The organism is Psychrobacter sp. ANT_H59 (assembly GCF_008369225.1).
In the GTDB taxonomy this organism is placed as follows: domain Bacteria; phylum Pseudomonadota; class Gammaproteobacteria; order Pseudomonadales; family Moraxellaceae; genus Psychrobacter; species Psychrobacter cryohalolentis.
The window spans coordinates 282400-298624 of sequence record NZ_VOBE01000002.1; the positions used below are offsets into that span (position 1 = coordinate 282400).

12 protein-coding genes are annotated in these 16225 nt (G+C 42.7%); 4 read left to right on the forward strand and 8 right to left on the reverse strand.

Annotated features, from left to right (window positions below; translation table 11 throughout):
- Nucleotides 1–175 precede the first annotated feature (175 nt).
- Complete coding sequence (locus FQ083_RS04250; RefSeq protein WP_149408962.1) at nt 176–427, forward strand: hypothetical protein; 252 nt, start codon at nt 176–178, stop codon at nt 425–427.
- 168 nt (nt 428–595) lie between these two features.
- Here FQ083_RS04250 and FQ083_RS04255 read toward each other — a convergent pair whose 3' ends face one another.
- Together FQ083_RS04255 and trpB are read right to left on the reverse strand one after the other, a co-directional pair.
- The gene (locus FQ083_RS04255; RefSeq protein ID WP_149408963.1) at nt 596–1492 is read right to left on the reverse strand and encodes a DMT family transporter; all 897 of its coding nucleotides are present in this window, start codon (nt 1490–1492) and stop codon (nt 596–598) included.
- A 100-nt stretch (nt 1493–1592) separates the two neighbouring features.
- A complete protein-coding gene (gene trpB / locus FQ083_RS04260; protein WP_149408964.1) occupies nt 1593–2819 on the reverse strand; it encodes a tryptophan synthase subunit beta in 1227 nt (408 codons plus the stop codon).
- Between the two features lie 287 nt (nt 2820–3106).
- Here trpB and FQ083_RS04265 point away from each other — a divergent pair, with 287 nt between their 5' ends.
- Nucleotides 3107–4126, forward strand: coding sequence for a lipoate--protein ligase (locus FQ083_RS04265; RefSeq protein ID WP_149408965.1), 1020 nt, complete (start codon nt 3107–3109; stop codon nt 4124–4126).
- Nucleotides 4127–4173: 47 nt separating this feature from the next.
- Here FQ083_RS04265 and FQ083_RS04270 read toward each other — a convergent pair whose 3' ends face one another.
- Nucleotides 4174–5373, reverse strand: a complete 1200-nt coding sequence (locus FQ083_RS04270) for a serine hydrolase domain-containing protein (protein WP_149408966.1) — start codon at nt 5371–5373, stop codon at nt 4174–4176.
- 268 nt (nt 5374–5641) lie between these two features.
- Here FQ083_RS04270 and FQ083_RS04275 point away from each other — a divergent pair, with 268 nt between their 5' ends.
- The gene (locus tag FQ083_RS04275; protein WP_010196034.1) at nt 5642–6805 is read left to right on the forward strand and encodes a hypothetical protein; all 1164 of its coding nucleotides are present in this window, start codon (nt 5642–5644) and stop codon (nt 6803–6805) included.
- A 191-nt stretch (nt 6806–6996) separates the two neighbouring features.
- On the opposite strand, the gene FQ083_RS04280 is transcribed toward FQ083_RS04275, so the two are convergent.
- Nucleotides 6997–9132: an NADPH-dependent 2,4-dienoyl-CoA reductase gene (locus FQ083_RS04280; RefSeq protein ID WP_149408967.1), complete on the reverse strand. Its 2136-nt coding sequence runs from the start codon at nt 9130–9132 to the stop codon at nt 6997–6999.
- A 348-nt stretch (nt 9133–9480) separates the two neighbouring features.
- Between FQ083_RS04280 and FQ083_RS04285 the strand changes: the two genes are divergently transcribed.
- Nucleotides 9481–11145, forward strand: a complete 1665-nt coding sequence (locus FQ083_RS04285; protein WP_149408968.1) for an AMP-binding protein — start codon at nt 9481–9483, stop codon at nt 11143–11145.
- A 139-nt stretch (nt 11146–11284) separates the two neighbouring features.
- Here FQ083_RS04285 and FQ083_RS04290 read toward each other — a convergent pair whose 3' ends face one another.
- The 4 genes from FQ083_RS04290 to hemA form a co-directional block, all read right to left on the reverse strand.
- On the reverse strand, nt 11285–11707 hold the full coding sequence (locus FQ083_RS04290; RefSeq protein ID WP_011512565.1) for a DUF6691 family protein: 423 nt from the start codon (nt 11705–11707) through the stop codon (nt 11285–11287).
- A 72-nt stretch (nt 11708–11779) separates the two neighbouring features.
- The gene (locus FQ083_RS04295) at nt 11780–12217 is read right to left on the reverse strand and encodes a YeeE/YedE family protein (protein ID WP_011512564.1); all 438 of its coding nucleotides are present in this window, start codon (nt 12215–12217) and stop codon (nt 11780–11782) included.
- Between the two features lie 265 nt (nt 12218–12482).
- On the reverse strand, nt 12483–13619 hold the full coding sequence (locus FQ083_RS04300) for an aminotransferase class V-fold PLP-dependent enzyme (protein WP_149408969.1): 1137 nt from the start codon (nt 13617–13619) through the stop codon (nt 12483–12485).
- A gap of 571 nt (nt 13620–14190) precedes the next feature.
- Nucleotides 14191–15588, reverse strand: coding sequence for a glutamyl-tRNA reductase (gene hemA, locus FQ083_RS04305; RefSeq protein WP_149408970.1), 1398 nt, complete (start codon nt 15586–15588; stop codon nt 14191–14193).
- Nucleotides 15589–16225 lie beyond the last annotated feature (637 nt).

Below are 16225 nucleotides of genomic sequence, written 5' to 3' on the forward strand. Positions count from 1 at the left end.
TCACACTTAATATTACGTCTAAAACGCATTAAGCACGCTATTCATAAGCCGTGTTCTTTATAGGGCGTAGATAAGGTAATTCCAAGGAAAAATTACAAACAAAAATATCAATATGGCATGATATCGGTATTGATAATACTCATTATTCAAAGCCTCTTACTAGCATATTAAGCGAATGACTTTAATCAGATTGGCTGATTATTTCATTAAGCCTTTATCCAGCGGATGGCAACAGACAATCAAGATATCTTTTGGAGCGATGCTGCCTATTACCACTACTTTTGAAGAGCTGGTCGAACGGGCGGTATTTTGGGAAGATTATGGGCAACGTTATCCCAATGGCTACGCGGTAAAAGACACCAAATTTTTATTGGATGTATATCGCAATGCGATTTTCTTCGATTTGGCGTGCCGATGGCGACGATAGAGAGTGCTTGGAAGGACTATTTTGCCAAAATAAACGTGTCGAAGGCTAAATCTAAAACATCCAAAATATGGATCATTTTTATTTAACCGTTAAACGAATACATTAGCCACAAAAAAAACCTTATTTTACACAGGTTTTTTTATATGAAATTTAAAAATAGTCAATGTTTTATGATTTGAGCATCTTTTTAAAAGACAAATTCAGAGACAAATAAGTACCAAATAATATCACTATTGAACCAATGATCGCGGGTGTATCCAATGCCTCGCCAAGCAGCAGATAGCCTAAAATAATGGCAAAAATCGGAATCACCAAAGTAATACTGGTCGCTCGTACCGGACCGATACTTTTGATCAACTGATTCATAAAAATCAGCGCGATGGCAGTCGAAAATACGCCGATACAAATGACAGAAATCCAAGCCATTACGCTGATGCTCTTACCATAAGGAAACTCATAAACCGCCACAGGCAACATAATCACACTGGCAATGATAAGCGAGCCTGCAGTAATCGCTACTGGAGAGACATTTTCCAAGTAATTTCGAGTGATATTTGCCCCAAGCGCGTAGCCAACACAGGCCAGTAATGCGTAGCCCATCGGCAATAACCCAGAACCTGACCCAGCGCCCTGCCCGCCAAATAAGTTCTCGCTCATTAGAATCATCACGCCGATCACACCAATGACCAAACCGAGAATTTGCTTTTTTGACAGTCTGTCTTTAAAAAATACACTGGCAATAAAGCCGCTTATCATTGGCACAGATGCATTAAGCACTGCCAATACGCCAGCGTTTACCGAGCGCGCTGAAAATGCAAACAGGATAAAGGGCACTGCTGCGGAGAACAGCCCAACCAACGTTAATACTTTCCAATTTTCACGAATGCCTACTCTGTTTTTCTTTTTTAGTATTAAAAACACCAACATCGTCAGTCCAGCCAAGACCACACGTAGGCTGGCAAAAGCTAATGAGCCAAATTCAGGCACGCCAATACGATAAAAAATGAAAGACAGCGACCACATAAAGGATAAGGTGATAAAAATAACGAGGTCGCGGTTAGACATGAGATGATCCTATCGAGCATTAGACAGTAAAAAAACCTCGATGATAACTGGTTAAGCGCTCAATAGGTATTGTATTTTCTGTACTTATCACAGATTTATTTTATAAATCCACCTTATCCAAAATAAAATCGATGTCTTTATCGCCACGCCCTGACAAATTGACCAAAATCGTCTCAGCCGCTGACATATCTTTGGCTATTTTCATGGCATAAGCGATGGCATGTGCCGACTCTAAGGCAGGAATAATACCCTCAAGGCGTGATAATGCCATAAACGCTTCTAAACATTCTGCATCAGTCGCTGACTCATAGGTCGCGAGCTCTAAATCTCGCAGGTGCGAATGCTGTGGTCCAACCCCTGGATAATCAAGACCGGAGGCAATCGAATGTACAGGAGCTGGCTCACCTTTTTCATCGAGCAGTACATAGCATTTAAAACCGTGAATCTCGCCTTTCACGCCCAGTGACATCGTCGCCGCATGGTTAGGGGTATCCAAGCCTTCGCCTGCTGGTTCCACGCCTATTTTTTCTACATCTTTATCATCAAAAAAGCCACTAAACATGCCAATAGCATTAGAGCCGCCGCCAACACAAGCGACCACTTTATTAGGCAGCTTACCCGTCGTCGCTAAGAACTGCGCCCGTGCTTCATGTCCGACCACTGACTGAAAATAGCTGACCATTTCAGGGTATGGCGCAGGACCTAATGCCGAGCCAATCGCAAACATACTGCTATCAAGCTCATTAAGATAAGTCTCAAAAGCGCTATCGACTGCTTCTTTTAGCGTCCCTGCGCCGCGTGAGACTGGTACGATATTGGCACCCAAAATCTTCATACGGCTGACGTTTGGATGTTCTTTTTTAATATCGACCACACCCATGTGGATCTCACATTCTAATCCCATCAATGCCGCTGCCGTTGCCAATGCTACGCCATGTTGCCCCGCGCCCGTTTCGGCAATTACTTTGGTTTTGCCTAATTTCTTGGCTAATAATACTTCACCCAAACAGTGATTAATCTTATGCGCGCCCGTATGGTTTAAATCTTCACGTTTAAAATAAATCTGCGCGCCGCCACAATGCTCCGTCAAACGCTGCGCATGATAAATAGGACTTGGACGACCAACATAGGTCTCACGCAAGCGCTTCATCTCAACGATAAAATCGTCATTTTTAATGATTTCACGAAAGCCTACTTCGATCTCTGCCATGGCTTTGGCAAGATCAGGATGACCGATTTTGCCACCGAACTCTCCGTATAAACCATCGTCATTGGGCAAAATTGATTGATGTAAACCGTAGCCAGTGGCGGTATTTTGCGTTGTCATAGTTAAGCCTTATTATTTTAAATGGAATATGAATATTGTTGTCTTTGCCGAATTATTTAGCGTTTTTAATGATAAGAATATTTTAATGTATTTGTGTTCTAGTACATTGAAACAAGATGATAAGCGAAATTATTCAGAAGGTCAAGTCTGTACATTGATAGTTGTCAGCTTCAATCGTCAATCCTCACTACCACACAGCAATTGAATTCCAAACTCGCATCGGTGAGAATGACAGTATTTATTTATAACACCCAATCTAGAAAATCATTCGAGAAAAAGGATAAATAATGAAACTGCGCATCTTAAAGTCTGCCGTGACCAACCCTTGGTTTAACCTCGCGACCGAAGATTGGATATTCCAAGCCCTCGACCCAGACTCGCACACGTTATTCTTATGGCGCAATAGCGAGACCGTGGTCATTGGGCGCTCGCAAAACCCATGGGTAGAATGCAAAATCGATAAGATGGAAGCCGACGATGTGTTTTTGGCACGGCGTCAGAGTGGCGGTGGCGCGGTATTTCATGATTTGGGCAATACCAACTTTACTTTTTTATCGCCCAAAGACGACTACGACCAAGCAGCGAACTTTACCATCATCATTAATGCGCTAAAGAAGTTAGGTATAGAGGCGGATTTATCTGGTCGTAACGATATGCAAGTCGGCGATAAAAAGATATCAGGCAGCGCCTTTAAACACGCGGCTGATCGCAGCTTTCATCATGGCACATTACTAGTGAACGCTAACATGCAAAAGCTGGGCGATTATCTTAATCCGCATCCACTTAAGCTTAAAGCCAAAGGCATCAAGTCTGTACGCGCGCGAGTCGCTAATCTGGTTGAGTTTAATGAAGACATCAATCACGAGACGTTATCTGATGCAATTATCGAAGCGTTTTGCGAATACTATCGTGACAAAGATTATGGCGACACTACGCCAGTAGAAGAATTGGATGAAGCCAGCCTCGCTAAGCAGCCGACGCTTAATAAATACTATCAGCAAATGGCAGATTGGGATTGGCGCTTTGGTAAGACACCTGAATTTACCCATCATATTGAGACACGCTTTGATTGGGGCATTATTGATTTGCACCTCGATGTGAAGCAAGCAGTGATTTCAGAGGTAGTGATATTCTCTGACGCACTAAACGTGGAATTAATTGATCTGTTAAAAGACACGCTGACTGACGTTAAATATGATACGCATGATATTACAGTTAAGTTTGATGAATTAAGTGAAGCGCATCCTGCATTGGCAGCGCAGATTGATGACGTGTCGGAGTGGCTAATTGGAGAGATGGAAGGTTAAAGCCTTGCGGTTGCAAGTGAAATAAATATTTGCAACCGCTCCTATTTTTATTCTAAGCCATCCAAAATCCTTTTCACCTCCGTCACATATTGACCCAAATCTGGCTCTAAATGAAATCCCTCTACTGGTGTGGGCAAACCTTTCTGCTTGCCCAATCTGACGATAATTGCGTTCTCTTCTGGTAGTATTAACACTCGCTGCCCCAAGTGACCGAGCATGGCATAAAAAGGAATCGGACTGTCCATATCCGTCCACACCGAATGCCCATATACTTGCGCCTGCCCTTCTACAAATGCACCCGCGTTTGGCGTAATCATAAAATCAACATGCGCTTTGCTAAGCAGTTGCTCACCTTGCCACTCGCCACCATCTAATAATAACTGCCCAAATTTAGCAAAATCCAGCGCACTGGCGTTTAGACAGCAATATACTTTTTCGATGCTCTCTGAGCCGTCAAGCGACCAATAGGCGTCGCCTTGCATCCCTAAAGGTTGCCAAAACTTCTCTTCCAAATAGCTAGATAGGGTATAGCCATGAGGTTCTAACGCACGTGATAGAGCAATACCGAGCATTTGCGTATCGCCCGATGAGTATTCAAACTGACCTCCACATTCTTCGACGAAATCTCGATTGACCATTTGCTTAACTAAGTCATGACCATAGTAGGATTCTGCGGTGGGATTGATGGGAAAGTAATAATCCTCCGTCCAATCATAGCCTGAGGTCATCGCTGATAAATCCGCGAGGGTACAGTTTTGCGCATATTGATTGTCCGCATATTCAGGCAACCACTTGGTAATCGGCTCATCAATGCTGCCGATGTAACCGTCTTCTACCGCTTTGAGATAGAGCATAGTCGTGACGGTTTTTGCCATCGAAAAGCTGTTGGTGTGCGAATCGCTGCCATAACCTTGCCAGTAGTTTTCGTACAGTAGCTTGCCGTCTTTGATAATAGCAAAGGCCACTGTTTGGTCTGTATCTAAAGCATTCTGCAACGTTGGGGTGAGTTTGACTTGCTCAAGATTGGAGTTTTTTTCCCATTCGGTAGCGTCTTTTGCACGGATAGTCCGATTGTCAAAATCGATATAATCATCAATATTGGCAGTGGCTTCACCTTTAAGGTAAGTAAGCTGTAAACCGCGAAAGATATAAGCATTACCAGTCACTACTAAGCCCAAGCTGATAATAATGAGTAGCGCTAAAATAGGCAAAACGATCCATTTAAACATGGTTTTTAACACAACCATTATAAAATCCTTTTTTATGGCGTGAGTAATGAGTACGATTGAGTGTCGCTGATAGGGTTTAATTTAGCATGGATAGGGAGGCTTGGGAGGGGGTTTTTTGAATAGTGAGTTTAGATTGTAGGCTGGGCTTTTAGTCCAGCGAATTAATGAGTTAAATATGAAAACTAAAACTATGTTTAGCTATGCTAAATTAAGATAAGTTGATGACTAAAAATTTTTATATTTTGTAGTTAGATAGAGCTTAGCGAATTAGGAGTTGAGAAACGAAATGATATTTCCGAATGATATAGATATTTTGAAAGAGAAAATTCAAAAAATACTTAATCCTATTAATTGTGCTGTTAAAAAACGCACTAAAGCTGACAAGGACTTTCTTTTCAAAGCTGTTCGAGCAGACGCGGGGGAAAACCTACCTCCTTATTACTTAATATATTTTCTTTTTGTTGACTTACTTGGTTTCAAAAACTTAGGTCGATTTGAAAAAGTTGCTTGGTCGATTCCAATTGATTATAACGGAGCCGCTTATCTTTTAGAACATAGGAAGCTAGGGATGGGACTTTTTATAGCAGACAAGGAAAATCAAGAAAACGAATGCCAGGAGATTGTGAAGAAAATAAATGACGCTGTGAAAGCCGCAAAACCATATTTTGATTGGGTCGCAAATGAAGCTGCAAAACAATCTAATTTAAATGTTTTAAATCTTAGTCTAAGATTATATAGTCGGTACATCTTTTTTCTTGAAGAATATAAGAAAAAAACTCAAGAGGATGTATCTCATAAAGATGCAGAAGAAACACTAGATATTGGACAGTTTTTAAGCATTTATGCAGAATCTAAGGAACTTAAAAAAGAAACAGAATGGTTAGCACTATCAGTAATTGATGCATTTTATAGTTTTACTGAACATATATTCATTCATGCTGCAATAATAAAGGGTGCTTTGTTGACAGGAGAAGATGTAGGGCGGCTTGCTCAAGATGACTGGGCAACTAAATTTAAAACATGTCTTGATGTCCAAGATAAATTGGTTAGACCACATTACGATAAGTTAGCTTTGATCAAAAAACAAATAAGAAACTATATGGCTCATGGAGCGTTTGGTAAAAATGGCGAAGCTTTTCAGATTCACTCTAAAGTAGGTGCTGTTCCGTTACTTATGACTAACCAGAAAAGTGGTTCACGATTTTCTATCCAACCTGATACCGAATTTGAGGAAAAGGAAGCACTCAAAGCGATAGAAGATTTTATACATTTCTATTGGGATTCAGACGACTTTTTAGAAATTATTTATATAAGAAGTGCTTTGCCAAGTATCCTTACTTTCACCAATGACTCCACTTATGAAGATGCTCTGAAATCACTTAACAATATGGAAAGTCTAATTGAGCACTTAAATACAGTCAGTGATAATAGTGCAAATATGGATTGGTAGATATTACTTAATAGACTTTTTATTTTCAAGATTACTCAAGCTTGGACTGGAAGCTAGAATCTTTTACTAAAGATTTATAAATTCTTCTATATTAAAATACTGGCTTAAAAACTACTTGATAGCAAAGTTTTAGACACAAAAAAGCAGCAAGATAATCTACCTTGCTGCTCTCATAACTTCTAACTTAAACCTTAAATCGCTGCCGCAACCTCAGCACCATCACGAATCGCGCGTTTGGCATCCAATTCAGCGGCAAGCTTTGCACCACCGATAAGATGGTATTGCGCGTCCGGTGCATCACCGACATTTGGCATTAACTCAACGACAGACTCTTGACCGGCACAGACTACGACGCTATCGACACGGAGCAGCTGAGTTTGGCCTTGATTATTGGTAATCCAAACACCTTCATTGGTGATTTTGTCATACTGCGCCCCCGATACTTGAATGACACCATGCGATTTGATATGAGCACGATGTACCCAGCCCGAGGTTTTATTCAGACCACTACCCAAGCGACCTTTGGTACGCTGCATCAGATAGACTTGGCGAATAGGCTTGATGGCTTCAGGCTTAATCAGACCACCCTCAGTTTGGTAATCGGTATCAGAAGTTACGCCCCACTCTTCACGCCACTCGCTAACTGACTGCGCTTTTGGACGATAGCTTGGGTCTTTCAACAGCTCAGGGCCTAGCTCATCAAGCGGCTGACCATGCTTAGCTGTGAGATATTCACTGACGTCAAAACCGATACCACCCGCGCCAATAACGGCAACCGTATCACCGACTGATTTTTCACCAGAGAGCAATTCAGCATAGCTCATCACTTGTGGCAAGTCAGCTCCTTCCAGCTTACCTGCGAGACTTCTAGGCACGACACCAGTAGCGACGATGACATGATGGAATTTGGCTTTTTCTAGCATGGCTTTATCGACTTTGGTATTGAGTTTAATCTCAACGCCTAAGTGTTCAAGCTCATTGATATAGTAGCGAATGGTCTCAAAGAATTCTTCTTTACCCGGGATGACTTTGGCATAATTGAACTGCCCGCCCAAGATATCTTTTGCTTCAAATAGCGTGACCTTATGACCACGTAGCGCGGCGACGTGAGCGGCTGACATGCCAGCGACACCGCCACCAATGACTGCGACCTTTTTAGGTTTTTTGGTTTTCTTATAAACCAATTCAGTCTCGTAGCAGGCTTGGGGATTGACCAGACAAGTTGAGCGTTTATTGGCAAAAGTATGATCGAGACAAGCTTGGTTACAGGCGATACAGGTATTGATGCGATCGGCTTGACCGTTTTTGGCTTTATCAACCCAATGGGCATCGGCTAAGAATGGACGCGCCATTTGAATCATATCCGCCTGACCACTGGCGACAATATCTTCAGCGGTTTCTGGCATATTGATACGGTTAGCCGCCATCATCGGAATGTTAATATGCTTTTTAATTTCAGCGGTAAAATCAACAAACGCCGCACGCGGTACACTAGTGACAATCGTCGGAATGCGAGCTTCATGCCAGCCGATGCCCGTATTCATGATGGTCACGCCCGCCTCTTCTAACGCTTTGGCAACAGTGATGACTTCGTCCATGACGTTACCGTCTTTGACCAAGTCAATCACTGATAAGCGAAATAGAATAATAAAGTCTTCACCGGCAGCTTCTCGCACCGCTTTGACCACATCAACCGCAAACTTCATACGATTTTGAATGTCACCGCCATACTCGTCCGTCCGTTTATTGACATGGCGCGATAAAAACTGATTCAGCAAATACCCTTCTGAGCCCATGATTTCGACACCATCATAACCCGCCTGCTTAGCAAGCTTTGCGCAACGGGCATAATCTTTTACCGTTTGCTCGATATTTTTAATGCTCATCTTACGCGGTTTAAATGGCGAGATTGGTGATTTTATCGGACTCGATGACACCACAAACGGTTGATAACCGTAGCGTCCACTGTGCAAAATTTGCATGATGATTTTGCTGTCATACTTATGTGCTGCACGAGTGACACGCTGATGATTAATCACATCAGCTTTGGTATTCATCGTGCCACCAACAGGCGACAACCAACCTTCACGATTCGGCGCAATACCACCGGTGATCATCATCGCCACGCCGCCTTTGGCACGCTCTGCGAAATACGCCGCTAGTTTGCCGTAATTATAAAAACGGTCTTCAAGCCCCGTATGCATCGAACCCATCACCATGCGGTTTTTAAGCGTGGTAAAGCCCAAATCTAGCGGCTCAAATAAATGTGGGTAGTGTTCGTTGGTGCTGGTGGTCTCAATAGAATTGGCAGTACGGCTGGCGGACATATCATTTTCCTTATGAATGGTTTATGAGAATATTTTTTAGGAATGCTTTGTAAGAGTGCTTATATTGCTCGTGCTATAGGATTTAGCGTTACAGTATCGTACCACACCGCTATTATCATCAGCTATGCAGACAAGCGACTGATGAGTGAACACTAATTAATAGCAGCGCTGAACGATCCTATTAATTAGTGAGGTTTTTTGCAGATAGTTAAATAAACTCCACAAAACCTGTCCAAACTTTGCCTGCGACTGTCTATAATAATTAGATCCTGATACAGTTGATTGGCGACAGCAAAGCACCATTACTGCGTCATCGACTATAAAAACATACGATAAAGGACTATCTGCATGACAGACTTCCATACCGGTCTCGGCAGAAATGCTGCCAACCATCAACCGCTTACTCCTATTGATTTTATCATCCGTAGCGCGCAGGTCTATCCTGACAGAACCGCTATTATCTATGACGACTTAGAACATAATAACCTCACCCAAACGTGGCAACAGACTTATGATCGTTGCAGACAACTGGCGGATGGTCTGCGTAAATTAGGCATTGATAAAAATGACACGGTTGCAGTCATGATGCCAAACACCCCAGCGATGGTCGAATGCGCTTTTGGCGTACCCATGTCAGGTGGCGTACTTTGTACGCTGAACACCCGCCTCGATATCAACGCCCTGACCTTTTGTCTACAGCATTCAGAAGCAAAGGTCTTAATTTTAGACAGCGAGTTTGCTGAACATGCTGAAATGATCGAAGAAGCATTTCCTAATCTCATCGTGATTCATGCGACAGATGCGGCGCTCGATATTGAAGGTTTTGGACAAATGAGCTACGAAGCATTAATCGCCAGCTCAGACAGTTTGGATAATTGGGAAAAACCATTAGATGAATGGGATGCTATCGCGCTCAACTATACCTCTGGCACGACGGGTAAGCCCAAAGGCGTGGTCTATCATCATCGAGGTGCGACGCTCAATGCCGTCTCCAATATTTTAGATTGGGATATGCCAAAGCACCCTATGTATCTATGGACGCTGCCATTATTTCACTGTAATGGTTGGTGCTTTCCGTGGACGATTGCCGAACGTGCGGGCGTCAACGTCTGCTTGCGTAAGATTGATGCTGATTTGATTTTGCAGCTGATTGCCAAGTATAAAGTCAGTCATTATTGCTCAGCACCCGTGGTACACAATATGATTGCAGGCGGCAAGTCTGAATATAAAGACGCCATTAATCATGAAGTCAAAGGCTGGGTTGCTGGTGCGCCGCCGTCTGAAACCATGCTTGCTGCCATGGAAGCAATGGGCTTTCATATCTCGCACGTTTACGGTCTTACCGAAGTATATGGACCGGTTACTGTATGCGCTGAGCAGCAAGAATGGGATGAGCTGGATGTCGCTGCTCGTGCGCAAAAGAAATCACGTCAGGGCGTAACGTCACATTTGATGAGTGGCTTTGAGCTGTTTAAACAAGGGACTACTGAGCCAGTTGCTGCTGATGGCGAAGAGATGGGCGAGCTGGCACTGCGCGGTAATATGGTAATGAAAGGTTATCTAAAAAGTCGTAAAGCCACCGAAGAAGCCTTGACTGATGGCTGGTTCCGCACCGGTGATTTAGGGGTCAAATATCCTGACGGCTATATCAAAATCATGGACAGGCTTAAAGATATTATCATATCAGGCGGTGAAAACATCTCTAGTATCGAAGTCGAGAACGTCCTATATAAAATGCTAGAAATTCAAAGCTGTGCGGTCGTCGCCGCGCCGCATGATAAATGGGGCGAAGTACCTGTCGCCTTTATCGAGATTCATGAAGGCAGCACTTTACAGCGCGATCATGTGATGGAACATTGCAAACAGCACCTTGCTGGTTTTAAAGTACCAAAATATATTGTCTTTGCTGAAATCCCAAAGACAAGCACTGGTAAAGTGCAGAAGTTTGAGCTGCGTCAAGCGGCCAAATCCTTAGCACATGAAACGCCAAAAGTAACGGCTAGTGCTAAGTAAGTGTTTATCATTAAGCCTTAATAATACGGAAGTATCGTTAATATTAATGAATCATCATTGATAAAAAAGGTCAGCCTAATGAATGTAGGCTAACCTTTTTATTGTGCTAAGAAAACCAAGCTTATTATTAATCAAAAAACTAATTAAGCCTTGGCTCCAGCCATTGATACACCAGCATACCGATTATCATCGCTGGGATAAAAACATATGCCTGCCATTGTCCTGTGCCGAGCAGCACAATACCAGGACCTGGGCAAATACCTACCAAGCCCCAGCCGATACCGAATAGCATCGCGCCGATTAACAGTTTTTTATTAATCACTGTTTTGCTGGGCATCTCAATTAAGGTGCCAATCCAGCTGGTCTGTTGACGCTTAGCCAATTGTACACCGACTATCGCCACCATTAGACCGCCACCCATCACCAAGGCAAGGGAAATATCCCATGCACCAAAGACGTCTAAAAAGCCCTGTACTTTAACAGGATCAGTCATACCTGAGATTAATAACCCAATACCAAATAGCAGACCTGCCAGTAACCCAATTATATTTTTTAGCATCATTATGTCTCGCACTTCATTCGTGGATATAAGCTTTTATGAATCCTATTCAACGTTGTCTTAGCAATGTGTTGTTTAAATTAAGCCCAAGAGATGTCGACCAATATAAACCGTCACAATACCAAATAACATAAAGGTCACTGTTGCCGCCATCGACCGTGGCGACAGTCGCGCATTACCACAAATACCATGTCCGCTGGTACAGCCTGAACCTAAACGCGTCCCAAAACCAACCAATAGCCCTGCACCGATTAATAACGGTATCGAGGTACTGATTTCGATATCAGGTAACGGTCTAAATAAACTATATAATAATGGCGAGAGAATCAGACCTGCAATAAATAATACCTGCCACATCTCGACGCGCTTGGGTTTAAGAAGACTTGAGAAAATACCACTAATACCCGCAATACGACCAATGCCCAATAGCAAGATAACCGTTGCAACGCCTAGCATCAGCCCGCCTACCAAGGAAATTGGCGTAAAAGCTTGCCAGTCTATTTGTATACCCATAATGATTACCTAAGCTGATTTTTTATTAAAAATGGTTTTATATCTTCAATTGAGTTTAACAACGATATTGTACTACTGCTATAAACGATTTTTTATTGTTTATATCTTACTACATATTATTTTATATAAATACATTATATTATAAAACATAATGAAAAAGTAAAAAAATACTGAACATTGCGTCACGCATTGCTCAGTATCTCTTCATTTGATGGCTGACTGGCTTAATAAATATAGTCGTTAATAAACGAGTCAGCCTCTCAAATCATTTTGCTAGGACTTCATCAAGCGCTTTTTCAAAACGCTCTACCGCGCCGTCGATATCGGTTAATTTATCCAAACCAAATAGACCTAAACGGAACGTTTTGAAGTTATCAGGCTCACCGACTTTTAGCGGTACGCCAGCAGCGATTTGCAATCCAGCTTCAGCAAAAGCAATGCCTTTATGGATGTCATCACGGTCGGTATAAGATACGACAACGCCTGGTGCTTCAAAACCTTTGGCAGCAACGCTTTCAATACCTTTATCTGCCAGTACCTTACGGACGCGGTTGCCAAGCTCCCATTGTGCATCACACAATTTATCAAAGCCAATCTCTTTTGCTTCCAAGATAGTATCGCGGAATTGACGCAAGCTATCGGTTGGCATAGTCGCATGATAAGCGTGACCGCCGTTTTCGTACGCACGCATGATGGTTAACCATTGCTTTAAATCAAGGCTAAAGCAGTTAGACTCCGTGGTTTCTACCTTTTTGATAGCAGCGTCACTGAGCATAACCAGACCTGCACATGGTGTGCTACTCCAGCCTTTTTGCGGCGCACTGATGAGCACATCAATGCCCAATTTTTTCATATCTAACCATACACAACCTGAAGCGATACAGTCAATAACCAATAAACCGCCAACACTATGTACGGCCGCGCTTAATGCTTTGATGTAGTCTTCTGACAAGATAATGCCCGACGACGTTTCAACGTGCGGTGCATAAACGACAGCAGATTTGTCTGCTTTAATTTTGGCAACCGCCGTTTCGATATCCACTGGCGCAAATGGTTTTGGCGCTTCCGTCTCTTCTGTACGCTCAGCCGTTAGTACCGTAGATGATTTGGCAAATTTGCCTTTTTCTAATATTTGCGTCCAGCGATAGCTAAACCAACCGTTACGGATAATGAGACAATCTTCATCAATGGTCAGCTGACGGGCGACTGCTTCCATGCCGTAGGTACCAGAACCTGGAATAATAACCGCGGCTTCAGCGTTATAGACTGTTTTTAGGTTGCTGAGCAAATCATTCATCACCTCTTGGAAGGCTTTTGACATATGATTAAGGGCGCGGTCGGTATAAACCACTGAATATTCTAATAAGCCGTTTGGATCAATATCTTGACGTAATGCAGTCATGTGACGCTCCTGTCTGTTGTAATATTTTTTAAGTATGAGTGATAACAAAATCTAGATACTGTCTTAGTCAATTTAGGTCAGCTATTATTTTAATCAAACATTTTTTGACCAACGTAATATGATAGCCAGATACGTTTATAGATAGCATTCACTAAGTACGAATATCGAGTAATAATTGAGAATATGACGCAGGGTGGACGATGTAGCACTTTATCCTAGCGCTATTGCCGTTGACGGTGGTATCTTTTACGTCGTTGATGTCATCAGATATTGAGTGAAAGCGCATAAGATACGCAAACCATTATCGTTGCTACGCGGTAGTAGACTGATAACAGTAGTGATTGAAAATGATTGATTGGATAGATAAAAGTTAAATAGTATAAAGACGCTAGTGTTGTAACGAATACCGCTCGAGTATCCTAAAAACAGTCCCTATTCATCAATCAAGCATCATCACTTAATATCGTCATAACAGCTCGATATTAGCACTGATAATGCAGGTTGACAATGCTATGTTTGCGTTAAAACCATACTGATACAATTTATTATTTTTGATGATAAAAGGCAACTATCAGTGATTCCGATGGGCGTCTTGTAAACCTGATACCACAAAATCGAGTAATTCATTGTCACCTTCGCGTGCCGCCTTACGCATGAGCTTGGAGGGCGCATGGGTCAAGTTTTGCGTTAAGCGCCGCGTTAGCTCAATCATAATATCTTCAGGGTTAGCATTATCGCTTTGCAGCTCTGCGATAGACGCCTGCAATAGTTTGTTTACCTGCTCATGAGTACGCGCGCGATATTGCTGAATATCCTTGCCTACTTGGCGTACTTGAAAGCGGCGATCCATCTCAACCACCAATTGACTGACTAACAGCTCAGCATCTACTGCTGCTTGACGGCGTTGTTCAATATTACCGGCTATCACATGTTGTAAGTCATCGACAGAATATAGATAAACGTCGTCTATCCGGCTGACAGTCGAATCAATATCACGCGGCACCGCCAAGTCAATCATCAGCATCGGCTGATAGCGACGGCTTTTCAGTGCTCGCAGCGTCATGGTTTTATCAATCAATATGTCCATGCTACCGCTACAGCTGCTCACAATATCGGCTTCTGCCAATACTTGTGGCAGCTCTTGCAGCGTTCTGACTTCGATCCGGCGATTGGGATTGCGCAGCTCAGCCGCTAACGCTTCTGCGCGTTCAGGATTACGGTTGCAAATAATAACGCGACCGACTCCAAGACCTGCGATATGCGTCGCTACCAAGCGGTTCATCTCGCCAGCAGCTACCACCAGCAAAGTACGACTTGGCAAATCATCAAAGATTTGCGTCACCAGTTTGGCAGCAGCATAGCTAAGTGATACGGCTTGTGCGCCAACTTGGGTCTCATTACGTACTCGTTTTGCCGCTGCAAATACCTGATCAACAATCCAACCTAGCTGATTGCTAAGCGCTTTTTGATCTTGCGCCATATGCACAGCGCGCTTGATTTGCCCCAGTATCTGCGGCTCACCGAGTATCATAGAGTCAAGACCTGCAGCCACTCGTAGCCAATGGGTTAAGGCATGCGTATCTCGATGGACATACAAATAAGGGTCAATCTCATCCAGTGATAATTGCTTAAAACCTGCAAGCCAAGTTTTAATTTTTAGGATGTGAGCACTGATGATAGTCGATGAAAGGTTGGCGCTGTTGTTAGCCGTTACACTAGACTCTATAACTGAAGTCTCTACAACTGCTGAGGCTGAATTTGGCAATAATGTTGTGTTTGGGGATAATATGCTTTCTGGGACCAATGCATAAATCTCTGTCCGGTTGCAGGTGGAGACTATTACGCTACCGTCGCTAAAGCCTTGTAGCTGCGCAAGTGCGATATTGACCTCGTCACCGACAAGCGCCAAGCGCTCTCGTAGAGCGACTGGTGCAGTTTTGTGATTGACCCCAATGACCACTAATCTCATTATTGACAGACCATAAATATGATATTCACTCGCCAACCAAACACCTTTAGCGGTTTTTAAAAAATTAAAATCCCGTTTTTCAAAGACAGCTTTTGACAAGAAATCTTTGAAAAATAGCTTTTATTAGGCAACTTTGAAAGTAAAATAATAAAAAGCGTTTATTATATCATTATTGATAGCTTTATTTAACACTCACCTCTATAAGCCAGCACTTTGTCTGTATCTGGGCGCATGGCTTACAAATCAACTGCGATTACTGGCTTAACATTCAAACACTTGCATATAGGTTTACTTAAAGCTAACAATGTTACCCTTAAATTCGGGTGCTACTATAGTTGATCCACTTTTAAAAGAATACAGAACTACTGGGGTTGATTATTCGCAGCCTCTGTCTGCGCAGGCACAGCGTAATCACAGCAAGCAAGAAAAATTAACCCCAGTAGTGATTGATAACATTTGTATTTCTTTTATTCAGGACTGTCAATAGAATAAATTTGCCCTATTGCTGATGCCTAAGTAACACGGCTGCTATTGTGTATCCCTTCATGCTACTCTTATAATGTTTGACATCATTATTCGTCACAGATATCTGTTTTTAAAACGATTATAATAAACCCAGCCTTCTATGCTGCAAATC

Bases quoted from the DNA above. Each gene is read 5' to 3' on its own strand.
- trpB (WP_149408964.1), bottom strand. From the start codon at position 2,819: ATGACAACGCAAAATACCGCCACTGGCTACGGTTTACATCAATCAATT.
- FQ083_RS04285 (WP_149408968.1), top strand. From the start codon at position 9,481: ATGACAGACTTCCATACCGGTCTCGGCAGAAATGCTGCCAACCATCAA.
- hemA (WP_149408970.1), bottom strand. From the start codon at position 15,588: ATGAGATTAGTGGTCATTGGGGTCAATCACAAAACTGCACCAGTCGCT.
- FQ083_RS04265 (WP_149408965.1), top strand. From the start codon at position 3,107: ATGAAACTGCGCATCTTAAAGTCTGCCGTGACCAACCCTTGGTTTAAC.
- FQ083_RS04270 (WP_149408966.1), bottom strand. From the start codon at position 5,373: ATGGTTGTGTTAAAAACCATGTTTAAATGGATCGTTTTGCCTATTTTA.
- FQ083_RS04295 (WP_011512564.1), bottom strand. From the start codon at position 12,217: ATGGGTATACAAATAGACTGGCAAGCTTTTACGCCAATTTCCTTGGTA.
- FQ083_RS04275 (WP_010196034.1), top strand. From the start codon at position 5,642: ATGATATTTCCGAATGATATAGATATTTTGAAAGAGAAAATTCAAAAA.
- FQ083_RS04280 (WP_149408967.1), bottom strand. From the start codon at position 9,132: ATGTCCGCCAGCCGTACTGCCAATTCTATTGAGACCACCAGCACCAAC.
- FQ083_RS04290 (WP_011512565.1), bottom strand. From the start codon at position 11,707: ATGATGCTAAAAAATATAATTGGGTTACTGGCAGGTCTGCTATTTGGT.
- FQ083_RS04300 (WP_149408969.1), bottom strand. From the start codon at position 13,619: ATGACTGCATTACGTCAAGATATTGATCCAAACGGCTTATTAGAATAT.
- FQ083_RS04255 (WP_149408963.1), bottom strand. From the start codon at position 1,492: ATGTCTAACCGCGACCTCGTTATTTTTATCACCTTATCCTTTATGTGG.
- FQ083_RS04250 (WP_149408962.1), top strand. From the start codon at position 176: ATGACTTTAATCAGATTGGCTGATTATTTCATTAAGCCTTTATCCAGC.